This is a genomic window from Nitrosospira sp. NRS527 (genome assembly GCF_018406445.1).
Taxonomy (GTDB): domain Bacteria; phylum Pseudomonadota; class Gammaproteobacteria; order Burkholderiales; family Nitrosomonadaceae; genus Nitrosospira; species Nitrosospira briensis.
Genome location: NZ_AP024515.1, coordinates 1,737,169 through 1,753,727, shown reverse-complemented (window position 1 = coordinate 1,753,727; position 16,559 = coordinate 1,737,169). Strand labels below are relative to the sequence as shown.

The window sequence follows — 16,559 nt, the reverse complement described above, 5'->3', positions numbered from 1 at the left end:
GCGAAAACTCGAGCGAACCCTTTCCTTCGGAATCGCACAGGAGCCCCTCGCGGCGCATACTGGTTCACCATCGATCTGCTGTTGTATTCGCCTACCGCCTCATCCCATACGCGCGACATGGGTTCATTGCCATTCGCTTTTGCTGGATTGTAGCCGGGGTAGAGCGAATAGCTCGACTGCGTCTATTACCCACGCATCGCCATAAAGCTGGGCAAGCTCTGCACTATCACCTGCATCAGCAATAACAAACAGTTTGCTACGGAGGTCATAATCCCGAAGCCCGCAGTTGACCGCTCAATTGTCAACTCATTTGTCAATTAAGCGTTATAGCCGAAAAGGATTTCTTGTACCCCGTGAGCTTCACCTTTTTGGTGAACTCGCTCCACCTCGCCCAATTGGCCGATCCAGGATAATTGCTCTATGCAAGTTTTCCATCAAAATCCCGATTCCACGGTCCAGGCGGTATCAACATCCATAGCCTACGCTCATTCAACGCGATGCAACGGATACTGTCAACCCGGTTCATCCGGGCAGGTGGAACGCGGCGACTGATTGATGTTCTAAGCAGATATATGATGTTGATGTGTTCAACAATATGAGCCGTACGTCAGGCTGGGCTTGACGATGGCGCGCTGATACAGAACTGGAGCTTATGTGAAAATTAAATTAATATGCCTCGCCCTGCTTTCCCTCGGGCCGATTTCCGGCTCCGCATGGGCAAGTGGCGGTCACCACGGCGGGGGCCATCATGTCGGTGGCCACCATCATGGCGGGCGCCATTTTTATGGGGGAGGTTTTTATCCAGGCTATGCCTTTGGTGCATATGGGCTAGGATTGGGCCTGGGTTATGGTCTGGGTTATTATGGTGGTTATGGCTACGGTGGTTATGGCGGTTGGGGTGGCTATGGTGGCTACGGCGGCTATGGGGGTTATGGTTTTGGAGCGCCGTATTATGCCTATCCCCCGGTAGTGGCTGTGCCAGCGGCTCCGCCTGTGTATATTCAACAACAGCAACCGCAGCCCCAACAAGCTGTGCCGCCGCCACAAATCAATTACTGGCACTATTGCAGAAATCCGGAAGGCTATTACCCTTACGTTAAAAAGTGCCCTGATGGCTGGTTGCAGGTAGCGCCGCAACCTTCCAGCCAGAATTGAAACGATAATCCACCATGACAAGAATTCATCACGGGGCCTCATTACTGGTGGCGCTGCTTGCGCCTTTTTTCCTGGTGTCGTGCGCAAGCATTCCCAGCGGCCCCAGCGTCATGGCATTGCCAGGTACAGGCAAAACATTCGATCAGTTTCGGGAAGACGATGTCTACTGCAAACAGTACGCCAATGCGCAAATGGGGGGAGAGACGCCAAATCGCGCGTCGATACTCAGCGGCTTGGGAACTGCCGCCATCGGTACAGCTATTGGCGCTGCGGCAGGTGGGGCTTTCGGCGGGGGAACCGGTGCTGCGTTTGGCGCCGGTAGTGGTCTCTTGCTAGGCGGACTGGTGGGAACCGGCACTGCGCGTGATTCAGGCAATATCGGCCAGCAGCGATATGACGCGGGTTATACCCAATGCATGTATAGTAAGGGTCATCGCGTACCGGTATCCGGCCAAGTCATGGATAACACGCGTAACCAGCCTGTGGAGGCGCCGTCCCAACCTTTATCGAACACTACAATGCCGCCGCCTGGAAATCCCCCGCCCCCGCCCCCATAATCTTGGTACTGCGTTCAGCTCAGATTGCCGGCAAGGCGCCCAATGTGCTTTCCCGGCGTCATTCCCGGCTCAATTGCACCCTGCCCATTGTCGGTTCCGGATGAGCATCTGGCCGTGCCCGCACGTATGGATCGACGCGCACGATTTCGAATTCCGGCGATTCAGCGTATCCAGCGGAAGTACTTACCAATGGAAGAGTTTATGGATTTCGAGGAAGCTTGACGCCGCGAATCATTTTGTCCAGTTGGAAATCTGCTTTTTTGGCCGCTCGTTCGTCTTCTTTTGTCAACTCTTTTTGCACCAGTCCTGCGAAAGCGACCAGGTCCTGCCGGGGATAAGCGTCCTGCACACCGCAGTCCTGAAAGAATTCCGCAATCCAGTGCGCATCGAGTTCGGTGCTTCCCGCTTCCCGCACATACTCATCCGCTGCCATTTTGACGTAGTCCGTCAGTTTAGGCATCTTTCTCTCCTTGTTCATGTCTATAAATGAATTTAGGTCTACTATGAACGCGTGTCAAGGAACCTCTATTCCATGCTGATAAATATATGACCCAACAAAATCTCAAGCTTAGCGCCATAGCCGTTGAACGCACCGATCTCGCGGACTTGTGCGATGTGAAATTCGACGACAGCTTTGTACGCTGCCTGCCGGGCGACCCGGTGACAACCAATGTGCCGCGTGCGGTGCGTGGGGCAAGCTATACCCGCGTCGCGCCGACCGCTGTGCGCGCCCCGCGACTGCTTGCGTGGGCCGAACCCGTGGGGGAAATGCTCGGCATCTCGCCGCCCAGTTCGCCTGTGGGCCTTGCGGCAGACGTGCTTGGCGGCAATCGTATCCTTCCTGGCATGCAACCTTACGCGGCACGTTACGGCGGTTACCAGTTCGGCCATTGGGCGGGACAGTTGGGTGACGGCCGCGCCATCACCCTGGGCGAGATACTCCGACCTGACGGCAGGCGGTTTGAGCTGCAGCTCAAGGGCGCGGGCAGAACGCCCTATTCGCGAACCGCGGATGGCCGTGCGGTGCTTCGTTCGTCAGTTCGCGAGTTCCTGTGCAGCGAAGCCATGCATTATCTCGGTGTGCCGACGACGCGCGCATTGAGCCTGGTTGCAACGGGTGAATCGGTGGTGCGCGACATGTTCTATGACGGCAATCCGCAGGCCGAGATGGGCGCCATTGTCTGCCGCGTCGCACCCTCGTTTATACGCTTCGGCAGCTTCGAAATACTGGCCGCGCAGGATGAACCCGATGTACTCAAACGCTTGGCCGATTACGTGATACGCGAGCATTTTCCCGAACTGCCGATGCCATCCTCTTCTACACATTCCATATCTTCCGCCGTTTCTGCACCCTCGACTTATGCCCGCTGGTTCGAGGAGATCTGCCGGCGCACCGGGTTGATGGTTGCTCACTGGATGCGAGTGGGCTTTGTGCATGGGGTGATGAATACCGACAATATGTCGATCCTGGGATTGACGATCGACTATGGCCCTTACGGCTGGCTGGAAGGTTTCGATTTTCAATGGACACCCAACACCACGGATGCCCAGGGGCGGCGTTACTGCTTCGGTGACCAAGCGCAAATCGCGCAATGGAACCTTATCCGTCTCGCGAACGCGCTTGCGCCACTGATCGAGGATCACGCCGCACTGGAGCAGGGATTAGCGGTCTATGGCGAAACCTTCAACAACACATGGCGTGGAATGCTGGCTGATAAGCTCGGACTGGCTTCACTGAACCATAGAGATGACGACGCGCTCATCAGCGAGCTGTTCGATTTGCTGCAACAGGTCGAGACGGATATGACGCTGTTCTTTCGCGCCCTGATGGAAATTCCTGAACCGGGCAACGTGGATCATATGGATGATCGGGCACTGGCGGAGCTATTTCGGAAGGCATTCTACGATGAGCAGCGAGCATTCGAACCCGCGCAGCTTGGCCGTCTGGCCGGTTGGTTGCGTCGTTATATCGCGCGGTTGCGCCTGGATGGTGATTCTCCGGATCAGCGTTATCAACGGATGAGCCGTGCCAATCCCAAGTATGTGCTGCGCAATTACCTCGCTCAGCAGGCAATTGAAGCGCTGGAGCGAGGCGATGCTTCTGTCATTACACGGCTCATGGAAGTGCTGAAACGTCCATACGACGAGCAGCCCGAACATGACGAGCTGGCGGGCCGGCGTCCCGAGTGGGCCCGACACAAGGCCGGCTGTTCGGCATTATCGTGCAGTTCGTAGCTTATGAGGAATACTGTCGTATCGACAAAAGGAGACGGGAAGGACCTGGTTTCTTGAGCTTGGGCTCATCAAGATGAGTGTGCCCGGTGATGCCCCGCGGCGGGTGGATTGATGGCTGAAAACTTCCCAACCCGAATCCGCCTCGTAGCGAGCTCACCAAAGATGTGAAGCTCACGGATAAAAAAATCATTTTTGTTTATGGCACTTAGTTGACAAATGAGCTGAAAATGAGCGATCAACTGCCGGATTCAGGTTTAAAGGATAACCGCTTGATTAGAGGCTGGCAGCGGGCCCGTTTATCAACCGCGCTGGTCCGATCTGCCGGCCCCATAATGCCGGGTACCGTAGTATGTGTTGGTCTGGCTGATCCAGGACTCATCGACCATATCCGGCCAGTTGTTCTTATCGAACCCTGGTGCGGATTCAAGGCGTTCCTTCTCGATATCCAATATGAAACGCCTGTCCAGAGTTTCGAGTTTAAGCGTTAGCGCGCACCATGGTACAGCATGAAGTTTTTCGCCAAGGCCCAGGATACCGCCGGTGGCCAGCACCGCATAAGCAACGCTGGCATGCTCCATATCAAGCATTACTTCCTTGATTGCGCCGAGGATTTCCCCCTTCGGCGTGTAAACATCCATTCCCAAAGGCCAGGTGGCACCCATGAATCTGGGGGCGGGGCTGTTACTTTCCGGCATTATTTTATCCAGGCCTTGAGTATTGTGTTCATAAGTCATGTTGAACTCCTGCAGTATATAGTTAAGGTCTTCCGATGACGTCATGCATTCCGCAAGCCGCTTCGTAAGCTTATGGCTGACGAAGCGTGCCTGAGCCAGCCAACGAGGTCGGTTCGGTGGCTAACACAGCGCGGTGTCTGACGTGCCCGCTGCAATGCATGAATGGTAGCGGGACGCCTTTAACCCAGATAATCCATTAGGACGCGAGATGATGGCGAGGCGGGTTGCGAGACAGTTTTGCCGGTTGGGAGAAATCCATATCTTGGTCTATGGACGCCGCTCAGGTAGCAAAAATGGCGGCGAAAATGGCCGCAAACTGACCGCCAGCACCCGGGTAGGCTCGCAGAGCCGCCTAATGAATTATCTGGGTTTAATATGATGACAACGGAATTCTCCGATATCCCACTATTCTTAAACGCACTAGTGAAGAAACAGTGCAAGGGCTTACCACGGCGGCGGGTTATGGTTGACGGTGGCGATAGATCGCCACGGGGCTCAGATGGGAAGCCACTACCGTTCCAGGTGCTGTTCTGGCGCTAGTAATATTACATCCGATGTCTAAAATCTGGCCGAAAACGGGCAGTTGACAAGCTTGAATCACATGGCTGCTATATGGCTATTTGATTATTAAGTCTTTTTTTGTATTTATCAGAATTTATCCCGAATCTGGCACCTATACACTTAGCTGTGTTTGAGCATGACCTTGCCATCAGTTTCACGCCCATGTATCGTGCGATTGATATGGGTCCTGGTGAAGCAGTGGCATTACAGCCGCGGCGAGGTTGGGCTGGCAATCGTAATTGAATTAGCTGTTTAGCATTATGGCGGCACAATCAGCACCATGCTGCGGAAGGGCCGGCTGGCTATCGGCCAGACGTCAGATTCAGTTAAAGCGAGAGGCCAAAATGACAATCCAGGGAACCAAAAGCAGCGAACCAGCACAAGTGGACCAGCATCTGGAGGAACTGTGCATCAATACGATCCGGATCCTATCCATTGACGCTGTTCAGAAGGCCAATTCGGGACATCCGGGTTTACCCATGGGAGCGGCGGCGATGGCTTATGTTCTCTGGACGCGCTTCCTCAAGTACAATCCTCATGATCCGCTGTGGCCAGATCGCGACCGCTTTGTCCTGTCTGCGGGACACGGTTCCATGCTTCTATACAGCCTGCTGCATCTTACAGGCTATGATCTCTCGCTTGACGAGATCAAGCGTTTTCGCCAGTGGGGCAGTCACACGCCAGGCCATCCCGAGCGAGGGCACACGCCGGGAGTCGAAGTTACGACCGGTCCGCTCGGGCAAGGTTTCGGCAACGGCATCGGCATGGCTATGGCCGAGGCATGGCTGGCGGCTCGATATAACCGCCCTAGTCATGATCTGGTCGATCACTACACTTATGCTCTCATCTCGGATGGTGATCTAATGGAAGGGGTGGCTGCGGAAGCAGCGTCGCTTGCGGGACATCTTCGCCTGGGCAAGCTCATTTATCTTTATGATCAAAACCACGTTTCGCTGGCTGGCGCAACGGATCTTACGTTCACTGAGGATGTCGGCAAGCGGTTTGAGGCATATGGGTGGCATACCCGAACGGTGCCGGATGGCAACGACACGGAGGACGTGGCCGCTGCCCTGCGAGAGGCGCAGGGTGAGAAAAACCGTCCATCGCTCCTGCTGGTGCGGACGCATATAGGCTATGGCAGTCCCCATAAACAGGACTCCTTTCATGCCCATGGGTCACCCTTGGGTGCGGAAGAAGTAGCTGCCACCAAAAAAGCATTAGGATGGCCAACGACCGATTCTTTCTTCCTTCCGCCCGAGGCCGTGGCGCACTTTCGGCAGGCTATCGGGCGCGGAGCAAAAGCGCAACAGGAATGGCAGGAGCGCTTCGATGCTTACCGGGCAGCCTTTCCCGTAGAAGCCGCCGAATGGGACCAGGTCATGGGCGGCCGGCTTTCTTCAGACTTTACGGCGCAGTTACCACAATGGAAACCCGGCGACAAACCCGTTTCGACACGGGTGGCTGCCGGGCAGGCCTTGAACGCGCTCGCCCAGCGCATTCCGAATATTATCGGCGGCTCGGCCGATTTGAACCCCTCTACCAACACGGCTCTGAAGGAGCAAGGCGATTTTCAGCCATCGGAGGAGACGCCAGTGCCAGCCGCTGCGGGTGCAGTCGGCGGTACGTGGAGCTATGCGGGTCACAATATCGCCTTCGGCGTTCGCGAGCATGCGATGGGCGCAGCCGTCAATGGCATGGCCGCGCATGGAGGCATAATCCCCTTCAGTGCAACGTTCTTCGTATTCTCCGATTACATGAAGCCAGCGATACGCCTGGGAGTGATCATGGGCTTGCGGGTGATTTATGTCTTCACGCACGACAGCATTGCTGTGGGCGAGGATGGGCCGACGCACGAGCCGATTGGTCACCTGGCCGGCCTGAGGGCGATTCCCGGCCTGACTGTTATCCGCCCGGCCGATGCGAATGAAGCCGCAGAGGCATGGGTGATTGCGGTAGAGAGAAGCTCGCCCACGCTATTGGCGCTATCGCGCCAGAACCTTTCCATTCTCGACCGCTCGCGTGCGCACGATGCCGGGGTGGCGCGAGGGGGATATATCCTTTCGGAGGCTGTGGGTGGCGCGCCTCAGGTACTGCTGATCGGAACCGGCTCGGAAGTCGAGCTATGCGTCAAGGCACAAGCGCGATTGAAGGAGCTGGATATACGCGCTCGCGTGGTCAGCCTGCCGAGCTGGGAGTTGTTTGCGGAGCAGGACAGCGGCTACCGCCAGCAAGTGCTGCCTGCCGGTGTGCGAAAACGCATAACAGTGGAAGCGGGCGCAACACTGGGATGGGAACGGTTTGCCGGAGAAGAAGGCTCCATTATCGGAATCGACCATTTTGGGGCCTCGGCTCCGGCGGAAGAAGTCATGAAACATTTCGGCTTCACTGTCGAGCGCGTCACCGCTGCCGCTCTGCGGCTTCTGGGTCGCTCGGAAGCGGCGGCGCAAGAAGAGGGGAACCCGCATGAACAGGGCGGCGCGTCTGTGGCACCCACATCGTCGGCCGAAGGACATTCCTGAGGAAGTACTCTCTTTTGCTCCACGGCAGAGCTGTACTACTTTTAGTTCTTCCAGGGAAGCGCTAAACAAATAATGCTTCCAGATCTGGGTAGGTTGGCTGCTGTTTTTTTTTAGCACGAGCAGACCGACAATTCATTTCCCGGCCATATTTCATTACCGAGTTACCGTGTTTTTCTGTTTCATCGTCCGCTCTGGGGCATAGCTGTAGCGGCTCGCGTTTCAAAACGACTGTGCTCGCATTCGACACCGTTTTTGGCTCACAGTAATTGCAAATGACTGGGCACTCATGCTCATATTATCTGCAAATGAGCTTGCATTGATCGGCGCCGGCTCGCATTAATTGCAAATGACTGGATTCAAATTGGCAATCCCGCCGCCAATATCCGATCGCGCAACTCTGCCGTGCGAGTGGGTTCAAGCTAGGGCCTGTTAACACAATCTAAGTGCTTCGACGATCAAGGCGAAGTGGATGAAGCCAGTGAACATTACATCAAGTTTCTCGAAGCGCGAGAAGATACGGCGGAATCCTTTCAGTCTCCTGAACAGTCGCTCAATCTCGTTACGCCGCCGGTACATAACCTTATCGTATTCCCAAGGCTCAAGCCGGTTGATCTTGGGTGGGACTACCGGAATGAAACCCAGGTCCAACGCTAGTTGCCGTGTTTCCTTTCCCTCGTAGGCGCGATCCATTAGCAGATAAACTGGCCAGCGGGGCTTGTCCAGGCTGCCGAGCAGCTTGCGCCCCTCCAGCGCATCGTGAGCCTGTCCGGGGGACAGCGCAAACGTTATAGCCGTTCGAGCATCCGCGGCAACCATATGAATCTTGGTGGTCCACCCGCCTCTGGATTTGCCAATGGATTGGGGGCCGTTTTTTTTAATGCCCCAGTGCCGTCCGGATGAACCTTCACAATGGTGCTATCCAGGGAAACGGCCTCGATCTTGATGCGAGCAATCTGTGTGCGCTGCAACTGCTCAAACACCCGATCCAGCACACCACTCTTGCTCCAGCGATTCATGCGAGTGTAGATAGTGTGCCAATTACCGAAGCGTTTGGGCAGACCGCGCTACCTGCAGCCATGCTCGGCCACATACAAAATGGCGTTCAATACGCTTAGATTGCTGAGACTGACATTGCCCCGCTGAAGTGGCAGACAGTGTACGATTCGCTCGTACTGGGCTTGAGTGATTTCCATGCCCGTAAGTATAGCTGAATACATGCAATATAGTTATTAGAGTTAACAGGCCCTAGTTGCTGAACAGCGCCCTGATTTCTGCCGGCTTGGCGTCGAACTGTTCTACCATGTCTTTGAGCCGATAACCGTGGCGCGTCAGCGTCTGCTCCAGATCGTCGAGCTGCCGCGATAGCACGGTTTCCACCAGTTCCGCCGTGACCGGCTTTTCACCCGTCTGGAAGCCGGCTTCCAGTGCCAGTGTCAGGTGCAGCTGGACTTGTAGAGGGGTGCGCAGCTTGGCGGCCAGCATGTCGATATACCAAATTCTGGCACACAACAAAAACTAAGTCGTCTTGGGCAACAAGGCGGTTCGCGCCCGCACACCTCGTCTGTGATCACGACCACTTCCAAATGCAGCCATCTTCTCAAATGGGTATATCACTCTTCAATCGCTGCTCTGTGTCAATTTGCATCCGCTGATGACACTGGTGCCGAAAGCGTGAGTGTCGGAAATACTTACATTCCAATGAATCTAAAAAAACCAATGATTCGTAAGTATTGGAAAGCAAAGCAAACCTGAAGCACAGCTGTTGGTGGCATGGATATTGCTAAGCCAGAGGTAATTTTCATTATAAGGAGATCAAACGTGCTTAAACCTCAGTATGGGCGTATTTTTTTCATCGCTGCTGCATTGCTATTCAGCTCTGGCTCCTTATATGCAGTACCGATAACTAGTTTTAATACTTCCGTCAGCTTTGTGCAGGGTGCTTCGACAGTCGATTCGACCGGTTATAGCAAGGATGCGCAGTTTTATGACAGCATGATCGATAAGAACGGAAACTTCGCTGCCACGGACCGCTCATTATACGCACCCGAAGGCATTGCTATCGCTCATAGTAGCTCGAACCCCTCCACCGGTGAACTGAAGGCGTTTTCGGAGATAACAGCCGGCGATAATCGCGGTTTTATAGCTGCCTTCAGTCGTGCCGATATCGGCGACAGCTTTCGAGCTTTTGAGGGCAAAAGCCCGTTCTCTTGGAACTCAACGACCGAAGCCAGTTTTACTTTCGATATTTCAGGGCTGGTAGATAAAGATCTCAATGCATATCACGACTCGGAATTTGGTCTTACCATCCTGGCCCCCGGAGCATTGGATGCTTATGCGCGATGGATGGAAAGCGATACTTCTGAAGAAATGAATGCGTACTACGAGATCTGGTCGCAACAAATTATCACAGAATTGTTTTATCAGTTAAGCCCGAGTATGAGCAATCCTTATCCTGGATATATAGGTGAATTGACCTCCTATCCAGCAACGGTTTCAGCATCATTCACGCCTGGATCGGATTTCGATTGGGTGTTGACACTTACAAGTTATGTGTACACTTTCGGACCCACTAATACACATGCAATAGCTGACTTTAGCAATACTCTCATTGCGTCGTACACCGGCCCGGAGAATACCACCACTTATTCCGGCTCCGGAATTTTCCCAAACACGTTGCCGCTGTCAGCGGCGGCAGTGGCTGTGCCGGAGCCATCGTCGGGTTTGCTAATTTTAATGGGAATGGGAGCGTTGATTGCAACCCGTCGAGCGTGCCGAAAAATATAAGCTTTCCTGAAGACAGCGTGACCAGGCCCGCAAGCACACTGCCACATCATGGATTTAGGGCTGGAGAGTGGCGGTGTCTATGGTTATCGCAAGATAACCGACGATCTACGTGACCTAGGCGAGCGCTGCGGCAAGCCTGCGGTCGTGGATGTCCTACCATGCCTCCTTCACAGTCCTCCGTTACAATCACAAAACCCACTTACACCGTCTGGTGCGGCGTGCCTTGTCTCCACGGCTTGTAGTTTGCAAATTCCAGTCATGAAGATCGGTTCATCGTGCACCGGGTAATGTACTACGGCTGTTTCTGGAAAACATGCTGATGCCCGATGTTTCTCTCTCTTCCACAGATAAAAGAATCAATCTATCTCCTGGTGCCGCAGGCTGTACGCTACAAGTTTGTTCTTATTGTGAGTCACGCTGAATTTAAACGCAATCGTGTAGGCGTTTACGGTCTAAGCTCTCAAACACCGGAAGCACAAAAAGAAGCTGCTATTCGCCTAGAGTTATCCTATCCACTGTTAAGCGATTCAATGTATTCGTTTTCCTCGGCTATGGAATTGCCTATGCTTGAGGTTGCCGGTTTAAAACTAATCAAGAGGCTAACGCTCATTGTTAAAGATGGCGTAGTCAGGAAGTGCTTTTATCCAGTATTTCCGCCGGATAAAAATGTTGATGAGGTGAGCGCTTGGCTTTCCGAAACCAAGCGTAACCTATCATAAAATTGGACTTACTAAATTGCGTTGATTGTAATGTTTTGGAACCAGGCATTTCATTTGCAATTAATGTGGGCCCACGACAATGGAATGCGAGCCGACGCCGTCAATGCAAGCTCATTTGCAGATAATGTGAGCCGGAGTGTCATTTTATTTGCAATTAATTCGAGCTGAAAATAGCGCCAAATGCAAGCCCGACCGGTTTCAAAGGCGAGCCGTTACAAGTAAAAGCCACGGTAGTGGTCTAATTTAAACCAACCGGCCTCCATGAAAGCCGGGGCGGTTCAGTCTGATCCCGGACTATCTGGAAGAATCAGGTCATGGGACTGATCTGGCCAGTGCGAAAGCATGAATGCTTCCAGGACCGTCCTGCTTCTTCTCCAGAGCAGAAACCTGCGCTTCGATCAGCACTTCCCCTCTCATACGGCGCTTTACAGCCGCCAACGCCTCTTGAATGATTCAGGTCGCAGTGTTCACAAAATGATCACTTTCAGGTTGGAATATTCACAAAATGACCACTTCCAGGTCGGAATATTCACAAGATGACCACTTTCAGGTCGAAATGCTCACAAAATGACCACCGATACATAATATTTCCCTGACAAGTGGTGTGGTAATTTTATCTCATCCTTGGACATTGGCTTCTTTCTTGAATCTGCGCTGATCAGTTTAAGAAAAGCCACGGCGAAATTGTCGTGTTTGGCTGCTGAACAGATAATTCGCACATCATAATCGCCAGTCTATCGGAACCGGGGCAACGTGATAGCAAGCAGCAGCTAAACGCTCTCGGGTGTGAGAAAGACTTGTTCATCTTGGAAGGGAGATCTGGAAGCTCATGGCCCTGCAACTCACCATCCATACGATTGACGTCGGGCAGAGAGAAAGTGCGCTCGTTGTTGCGGCAGACGTGGCAGCCGGGCGACACCGGACGATATTGATCGATGGCGGGCTGCTCGGGTATGCGGAGACGGTCCACAACTTTATCGATCCCATCCTCAGAGGTTACGGTTACCCCCTCGATCACATTCTCGTCAGCCACTACGATAAGGACCATTCAGGAGGCGTCGTAGGCCTCCTGAATGCGAACAACATGCGAGTCGTCAGCGAGGCCATCGCGAACACGGTGGCAAATGCGGCGCAATGGGCCGCATCAGGCACTCGCTCCCAGCAAATCGCCTGCGGAGCTGTGGCCGCATCGGCAACGATCCTCGGCGCTTGCGGCCGGAGCGTGAACCAAATTCTGACAATGTGCCAGGTTGTTTTCCCCCGAGCTGTCGGGAAGACAGACGACGAGGCCGGCGAGATTGGATTCAACTATGCCCTGGAGCATACCCACAGGCCTTGGAGCTTTCCCGCCCTTCAAGTCGGCGAAAATGGGAGGCGCATCGCAAAAATATCCTCGGTCGCTGCGGCGATTGCCATTGCGTCGGGAAACAATCCGGCTACTGCGGCGTTTGGCGCCATCTTCCTCTTGATCGCCAAAACACTTCCCAATCAGCTACGGTTCGATACCGGGGGCCAATACTGTAACGTTCATCTTATCGATATCGGGCAACCCATCTGGCCATCGCAATCTGCCGAGATATGCGCCGACGCGGCGAGCGGGCAACACATGACCAAGGCGAATCGGATGACGGCGCCGGGCGTAAGCCGGACCCGGGCGATGCCGGCGCGAGGGGACGAGATGCGATGGAACAGCGAGGCCGGTCGGACTCCCGCTCCCCCCCATTCACCCGCGATATTCTGCCTGGCGATCAACTCCTGGGTTTGGCAAGGGATCGGCAATAACCCTGTTCAGACCGTTTGGAGGCGCAAGGCCGAAAGCTGCACGTCCGGAGTTTAGTTGTAATGATCGTTAGTGACAGTTCGTTTCTTTATGCGGTTTAGGCAACTGTATTGTTTTATAAAGGTTTGCTAAAGAATTGCCTCATCCTTACATGCAATATTGTAGGTAAATGAATTTTTTACCGAAGATATAAGAGGATACATAGTATGAACCAGATAGTACTTATTGCGTTACGCAGACCTTACACCTTCGTGGTTCTTTCAATTCTGATCGTCATATTCGGAGTCAGGGCGATACGGCACTCGCCAACAGACGTCTTTCCCACTATCAAGATTCCCGTGATCTCTGTAGTCTGGGCTTACGCCGGCATGTTGCCGCTGGATGTGTCGGGTCGTATCACTTTTTACTTCGAACGCTTCTTGACCTCGACGGTGGAAGGTATCTCGGACATCGTCAGCCAGGCGTACTATGGCATCAGCATCACGAATATTTTTCTTCAGCCCCACACCAACCTCCCTGGCGCAGAAGCGGAAGTCACAGCCATAGCCCAGACGATTGTCAAGGCGCTGCCGCCAGATATTTCGCCGCCCATGATCATGCGGCTGGAAGCCTCTCAGGTAGCGGTAGCCAGCCTGCAGATTACCTCGGACGAGATGACGCCGGCAGACCTCTATAACCTTGCTTATAACCAACTCAGGCCCCTGATTGTCGTGATCCCGGGGGCGATTGTTCCGCATCCTTACGGTGGAAAGCCCAAGCAGCTTCTGGTATCCCTCGATCAAGACAAGATGCTGGCTCGCAATATATCGCCAACTGATATCCATGCGGCTTTCGATCGACAGAATATCGTGCTGCCCGCGGGCGATATGAAGATCAAGCAGACCGACTGGATGGTCCAGACAAACGCGATGCCGCCGGAGATTCCGGAATTCAACGATATTCCGGTTAAAAGGGAAGGAAATTCCTTCGTTTTTTTGCGTGACGTCGCCGATGTTCAGCTGGCAGGGCCGCCGCAAACAAACTCCGTAATCGTGGACGGTAAACAGGCCGTCATTATTGTCGTCATGAAAAGCGGCGAGGCATCGACCCTGGACGTGGTCGACGGCATCAGGGCAACCCTTCCGCGCATCAAGGAGATCGTGCCGTCCCATGTGGACGTTAGAATCATCACTGATGCATCGGTCTTCGTGCGGGAATCCATCAACGAGGTGACGCATGAGATGGCAATCGCCGGCCTGCTTGTCGGTTTGATCGTCATGCTCATGCTCGGCTCCTGGCGTCCCATGATAGTCGTTATAACTTCAATTCCATTGTGTATTTTAACCTCCCTCATCTTCCTGCAAGTGCTGGGAGAGTCGATGAATGTCATGACGCTGGGCGGATTGGCGCTGGCGGTAGGGATTCTTGTCGACGATGCGACAGTGATGATCGAGAACATCGATACCCACCTGGAAATGGGCAAGGAACTCGATGAGGCAATCATCGACGCGGCAAACCAGATCGTTATTCCGACGCTGCTCGCCACATTATGCATATGCATTGTCTGGTTGCCGCTGTTCACGCTTTCCGGCGTATCGGGCTATCTGTTCAAGCCGATGGCACTGGCGGTGATATTCGCCATGCTGGCGTCCTTCATCCTGTCGCGTACGCTCGTGCCGACCATGGCGAAATATATTATCAAGCATCCGCACGCAGAAGGACACGGAGAAGGACATGCGGAAGGACATGCAGAAGGATACGGTAAGGAAGGCGACCCCCCTGGCGAGGAAAAGCCAGGGGGGGAGGCTGCCGGTTTCAAGGAGAAGTTAAAATATCATATGGGGATTTTCTCCCGTTTTCAGGAGGCATTCGAGGCTCGCTTTGTTCAATTCTGCGCCTGGTATGGCGGGCTGCTCGAACAGACCATTGCAAATCGCCGCCGGTTCGTAACGATCATGCTGGCTTTCGCGCTCGTCTCCCTTGTTCTGTTCTACTTCAACGGCCGCGATTTTTTTCCGGAGGTCAGGTCGGGGACCATCCAGATGCACATGAGGGCGCCTCTCGGCACACGGATAGAAGCCGTAAACCGCATTACCACGCGCGTTGCGGAGGATATCTCGCAGATGCTTCCCGGGCAGGTTGAAGGCGTCATCAGCAATTGCGGCTTACCCGTCGGGCCGCATAATCTGGCGTTTATTCCGACGCCCACGATCGGAACGCAGGACTGCGATCTGACGATCACCCTGTTCGACGAGAAATCAGCCGTGTGGGATATTCGGAAAATTATCCATAAAGGTCTGAAGGAGCGCTATCCGGGGAGCGAATTCACCTTTCAGCCAGCCGATCTGATAGCGAAAATCTTGAATTTTGGTGCCCCTTCTCCGATTACTGTTCAGGTTAACGGGATGGATATCTACGCAAACTACGAATACGCGCGCAAATTGCAAGGCAGGCTGCGTGAAATCCCCGGCTCAAGTGATGTGGTGATCCAGCAAACCATGCGCACGCCCACCCTGTTTGTTGAAGGCCAAAGGACATATGGACTCGGTGTTGACAGGAGCGAATCGGATATTGCCCTGAATATGCTGATAACGACTAACGGAACCCAGCAGATCGACCAGAAATACTGGCTGGATCTGACGACCGGCATGTCATACCAGATCAACATCTATCAGCCTCAACCTTGGGTCTCAAGCACCAATGAGTTGAACAAGATTCCTGTCAAACCGGAGGGGGAAGGCGGCCTGGATGAGAAATATCAACTCCTGGGCAATCTGACGCAGAAAACGCCGGTAGGCACGCCCGGCCTGGTCACCCACAGGGGCATCATGCCGCTGATTGAAGTGTATGTGTCTGCCGAAGGGCGGGGGCTTGGCGACCTGCTGGATGACGTCAAGAAAATCGTCGAGGAGATGGACGAAGAAGTACCCCGCGGCTCCGATGTCCAAATCGCCGGCCAGGCCGCGAATATGGTTACCACCTATGGCGAACTGCTTATCGGTCTCGCAGCGGCTGTCGTGCTGATCTATCTCTTGCTTGTCGTCAATTTTCAATCATGGCTGGTTCCCTTCATCATCATTACAGCCCTGCCCGGCGCTTTGGCAGGCATTGCCTGGGCCCTGTTCCTGACTCACACGAATATTTCCGTTCCGGCCCTGACAGGGGCCATCATGGCCATGGGGACGGCCACGGCAAATTCCATACTTGTCGTGGCCTATGCGCTGGAGCGCATCGAAGCGCATGGCGACCCGCTGCGGGCCGCCATCGAGTCTGGCAAAGCCCGCATTCGACCTGTTCTCATGACCGCGGCGGCCATGATCATGGGCATGCTTCCGATGGCGCTGGGAGGATCCACCAATGCCCCGCTGGGCCGTGCAGTGATTGGCGGCTTGATGTTCGCGACGGTATACACCCTGTTCTTTGTCCCGGCTGTGTATGCCATCATGTATTACGCACGAAGCGCTCCTAAAGACAAGGAAAGCGTTCCTGGCGACAAAGAAATTGTTCCTCAACTCGGGAATTCCTGACATGAAAAA

The 16,559-nt window shown here is 54.1% G+C and carries 10 protein-coding genes and 2 pseudogenes; 8 read left to right on the top strand and 4 right to left on the bottom strand.

The features are described 5' to 3' along the window. The first annotated feature begins 654 nt into the window (after positions 1 to 654). On the top strand, positions 655 to 1,155 hold the full coding sequence (locus KJS40_RS07815; RefSeq protein WP_213536998.1) for a hypothetical protein: 501 nt from the start codon (positions 655 to 657) through the stop codon (positions 1,153 to 1,155). A 14-nt stretch (positions 1,156 to 1,169) separates the two neighbouring features. Next, positions 1,170 to 1,712 carry a hypothetical protein gene (locus KJS40_RS07810; protein ID WP_213536997.1) on the top strand — a complete coding sequence of 181 codons (543 nt, stop codon included), beginning with the start codon at positions 1,170 to 1,172 and terminating at the stop codon, positions 1,710 to 1,712. A 199-nt stretch (positions 1,713 to 1,911) separates the two neighbouring features. On the opposite strand, the gene KJS40_RS07805 is transcribed toward KJS40_RS07810, so the two are convergent. Further along, positions 1,912 to 2,172, bottom strand: a complete 261-nt coding sequence (locus KJS40_RS07805) for a hypothetical protein (protein ID WP_213536996.1) — start codon at positions 2,170 to 2,172, stop codon at positions 1,912 to 1,914. An 86-nt stretch (positions 2,173 to 2,258) separates the two neighbouring features. Between KJS40_RS07805 and KJS40_RS07800 the strand changes: the two genes are divergently transcribed. Continuing rightward, positions 2,259 to 3,947 (top strand): protein adenylyltransferase SelO, encoded by a 1,689-nt coding sequence (locus KJS40_RS07800; protein WP_213536995.1) that lies wholly within the window; start codon positions 2,259 to 2,261, stop codon positions 3,945 to 3,947. Between the two features lie 299 nt (positions 3,948 to 4,246). On the opposite strand, the gene KJS40_RS07795 is transcribed toward KJS40_RS07800, so the two are convergent. Continuing rightward, positions 4,247 to 4,681 (bottom strand): PRC-barrel domain-containing protein, encoded by a 435-nt coding sequence (locus KJS40_RS07795; protein WP_213536994.1) that lies wholly within the window; start codon positions 4,679 to 4,681, stop codon positions 4,247 to 4,249. Between the two features lie 905 nt (positions 4,682 to 5,586). On the opposite strand from KJS40_RS07795, the gene tkt reads away from it, so the two are divergent. Then, positions 5,587 to 7,761, top strand: coding sequence for a transketolase (gene tkt / locus KJS40_RS07790; RefSeq protein ID WP_244859496.1), 2,175 nt, complete (start codon positions 5,587 to 5,589; stop codon positions 7,759 to 7,761). A gap of 429 nt (positions 7,762 to 8,190) precedes the next feature. Here tkt and KJS40_RS07785 read toward each other — a convergent pair. Continuing rightward, positions 8,191 to 8,954 (bottom strand): annotated as a pseudogene (locus KJS40_RS07785) (IS5 family transposase). A gap of 55 nt (positions 8,955 to 9,009) precedes the next feature. Then, a pseudogene (locus KJS40_RS07780) lies at positions 9,010 to 9,249 on the bottom strand (AAA family ATPase); the annotation flags it as partial. Between the two features lie 330 nt (positions 9,250 to 9,579). Between KJS40_RS07780 and KJS40_RS07775 the strand changes: the two are divergent. From KJS40_RS07775 to KJS40_RS07760, 4 genes are all read left to right on the top strand, one after another. Further along, entirely contained in the window at positions 9,580 to 10,545 is a 966-nt protein-coding gene (locus KJS40_RS07775; protein ID WP_213536993.1) for a PEP-CTERM sorting domain-containing protein, read from the top strand. 326 nt (positions 10,546 to 10,871) lie between these two features. Then, positions 10,872 to 11,264 (top strand): redoxin family protein, encoded by a 393-nt coding sequence (locus tag KJS40_RS07770; RefSeq protein ID WP_213536992.1) that lies wholly within the window; start codon positions 10,872 to 10,874, stop codon positions 11,262 to 11,264. 829 nt (positions 11,265 to 12,093) lie between these two features. Continuing rightward, positions 12,094 to 13,101 carry a hypothetical protein gene (locus tag KJS40_RS07765; RefSeq protein ID WP_213536991.1) on the top strand — a complete coding sequence of 336 codons (1,008 nt, stop codon included), beginning with the start codon at positions 12,094 to 12,096 and terminating at the stop codon, positions 13,099 to 13,101. Between the two features lie 149 nt (positions 13,102 to 13,250). Continuing rightward, entirely contained in the window at positions 13,251 to 16,550 is a 3,300-nt protein-coding gene (locus KJS40_RS07760; protein ID WP_213536990.1) for an efflux RND transporter permease subunit, read from the top strand. Positions 16,551 to 16,559 lie beyond the last annotated feature (9 nt).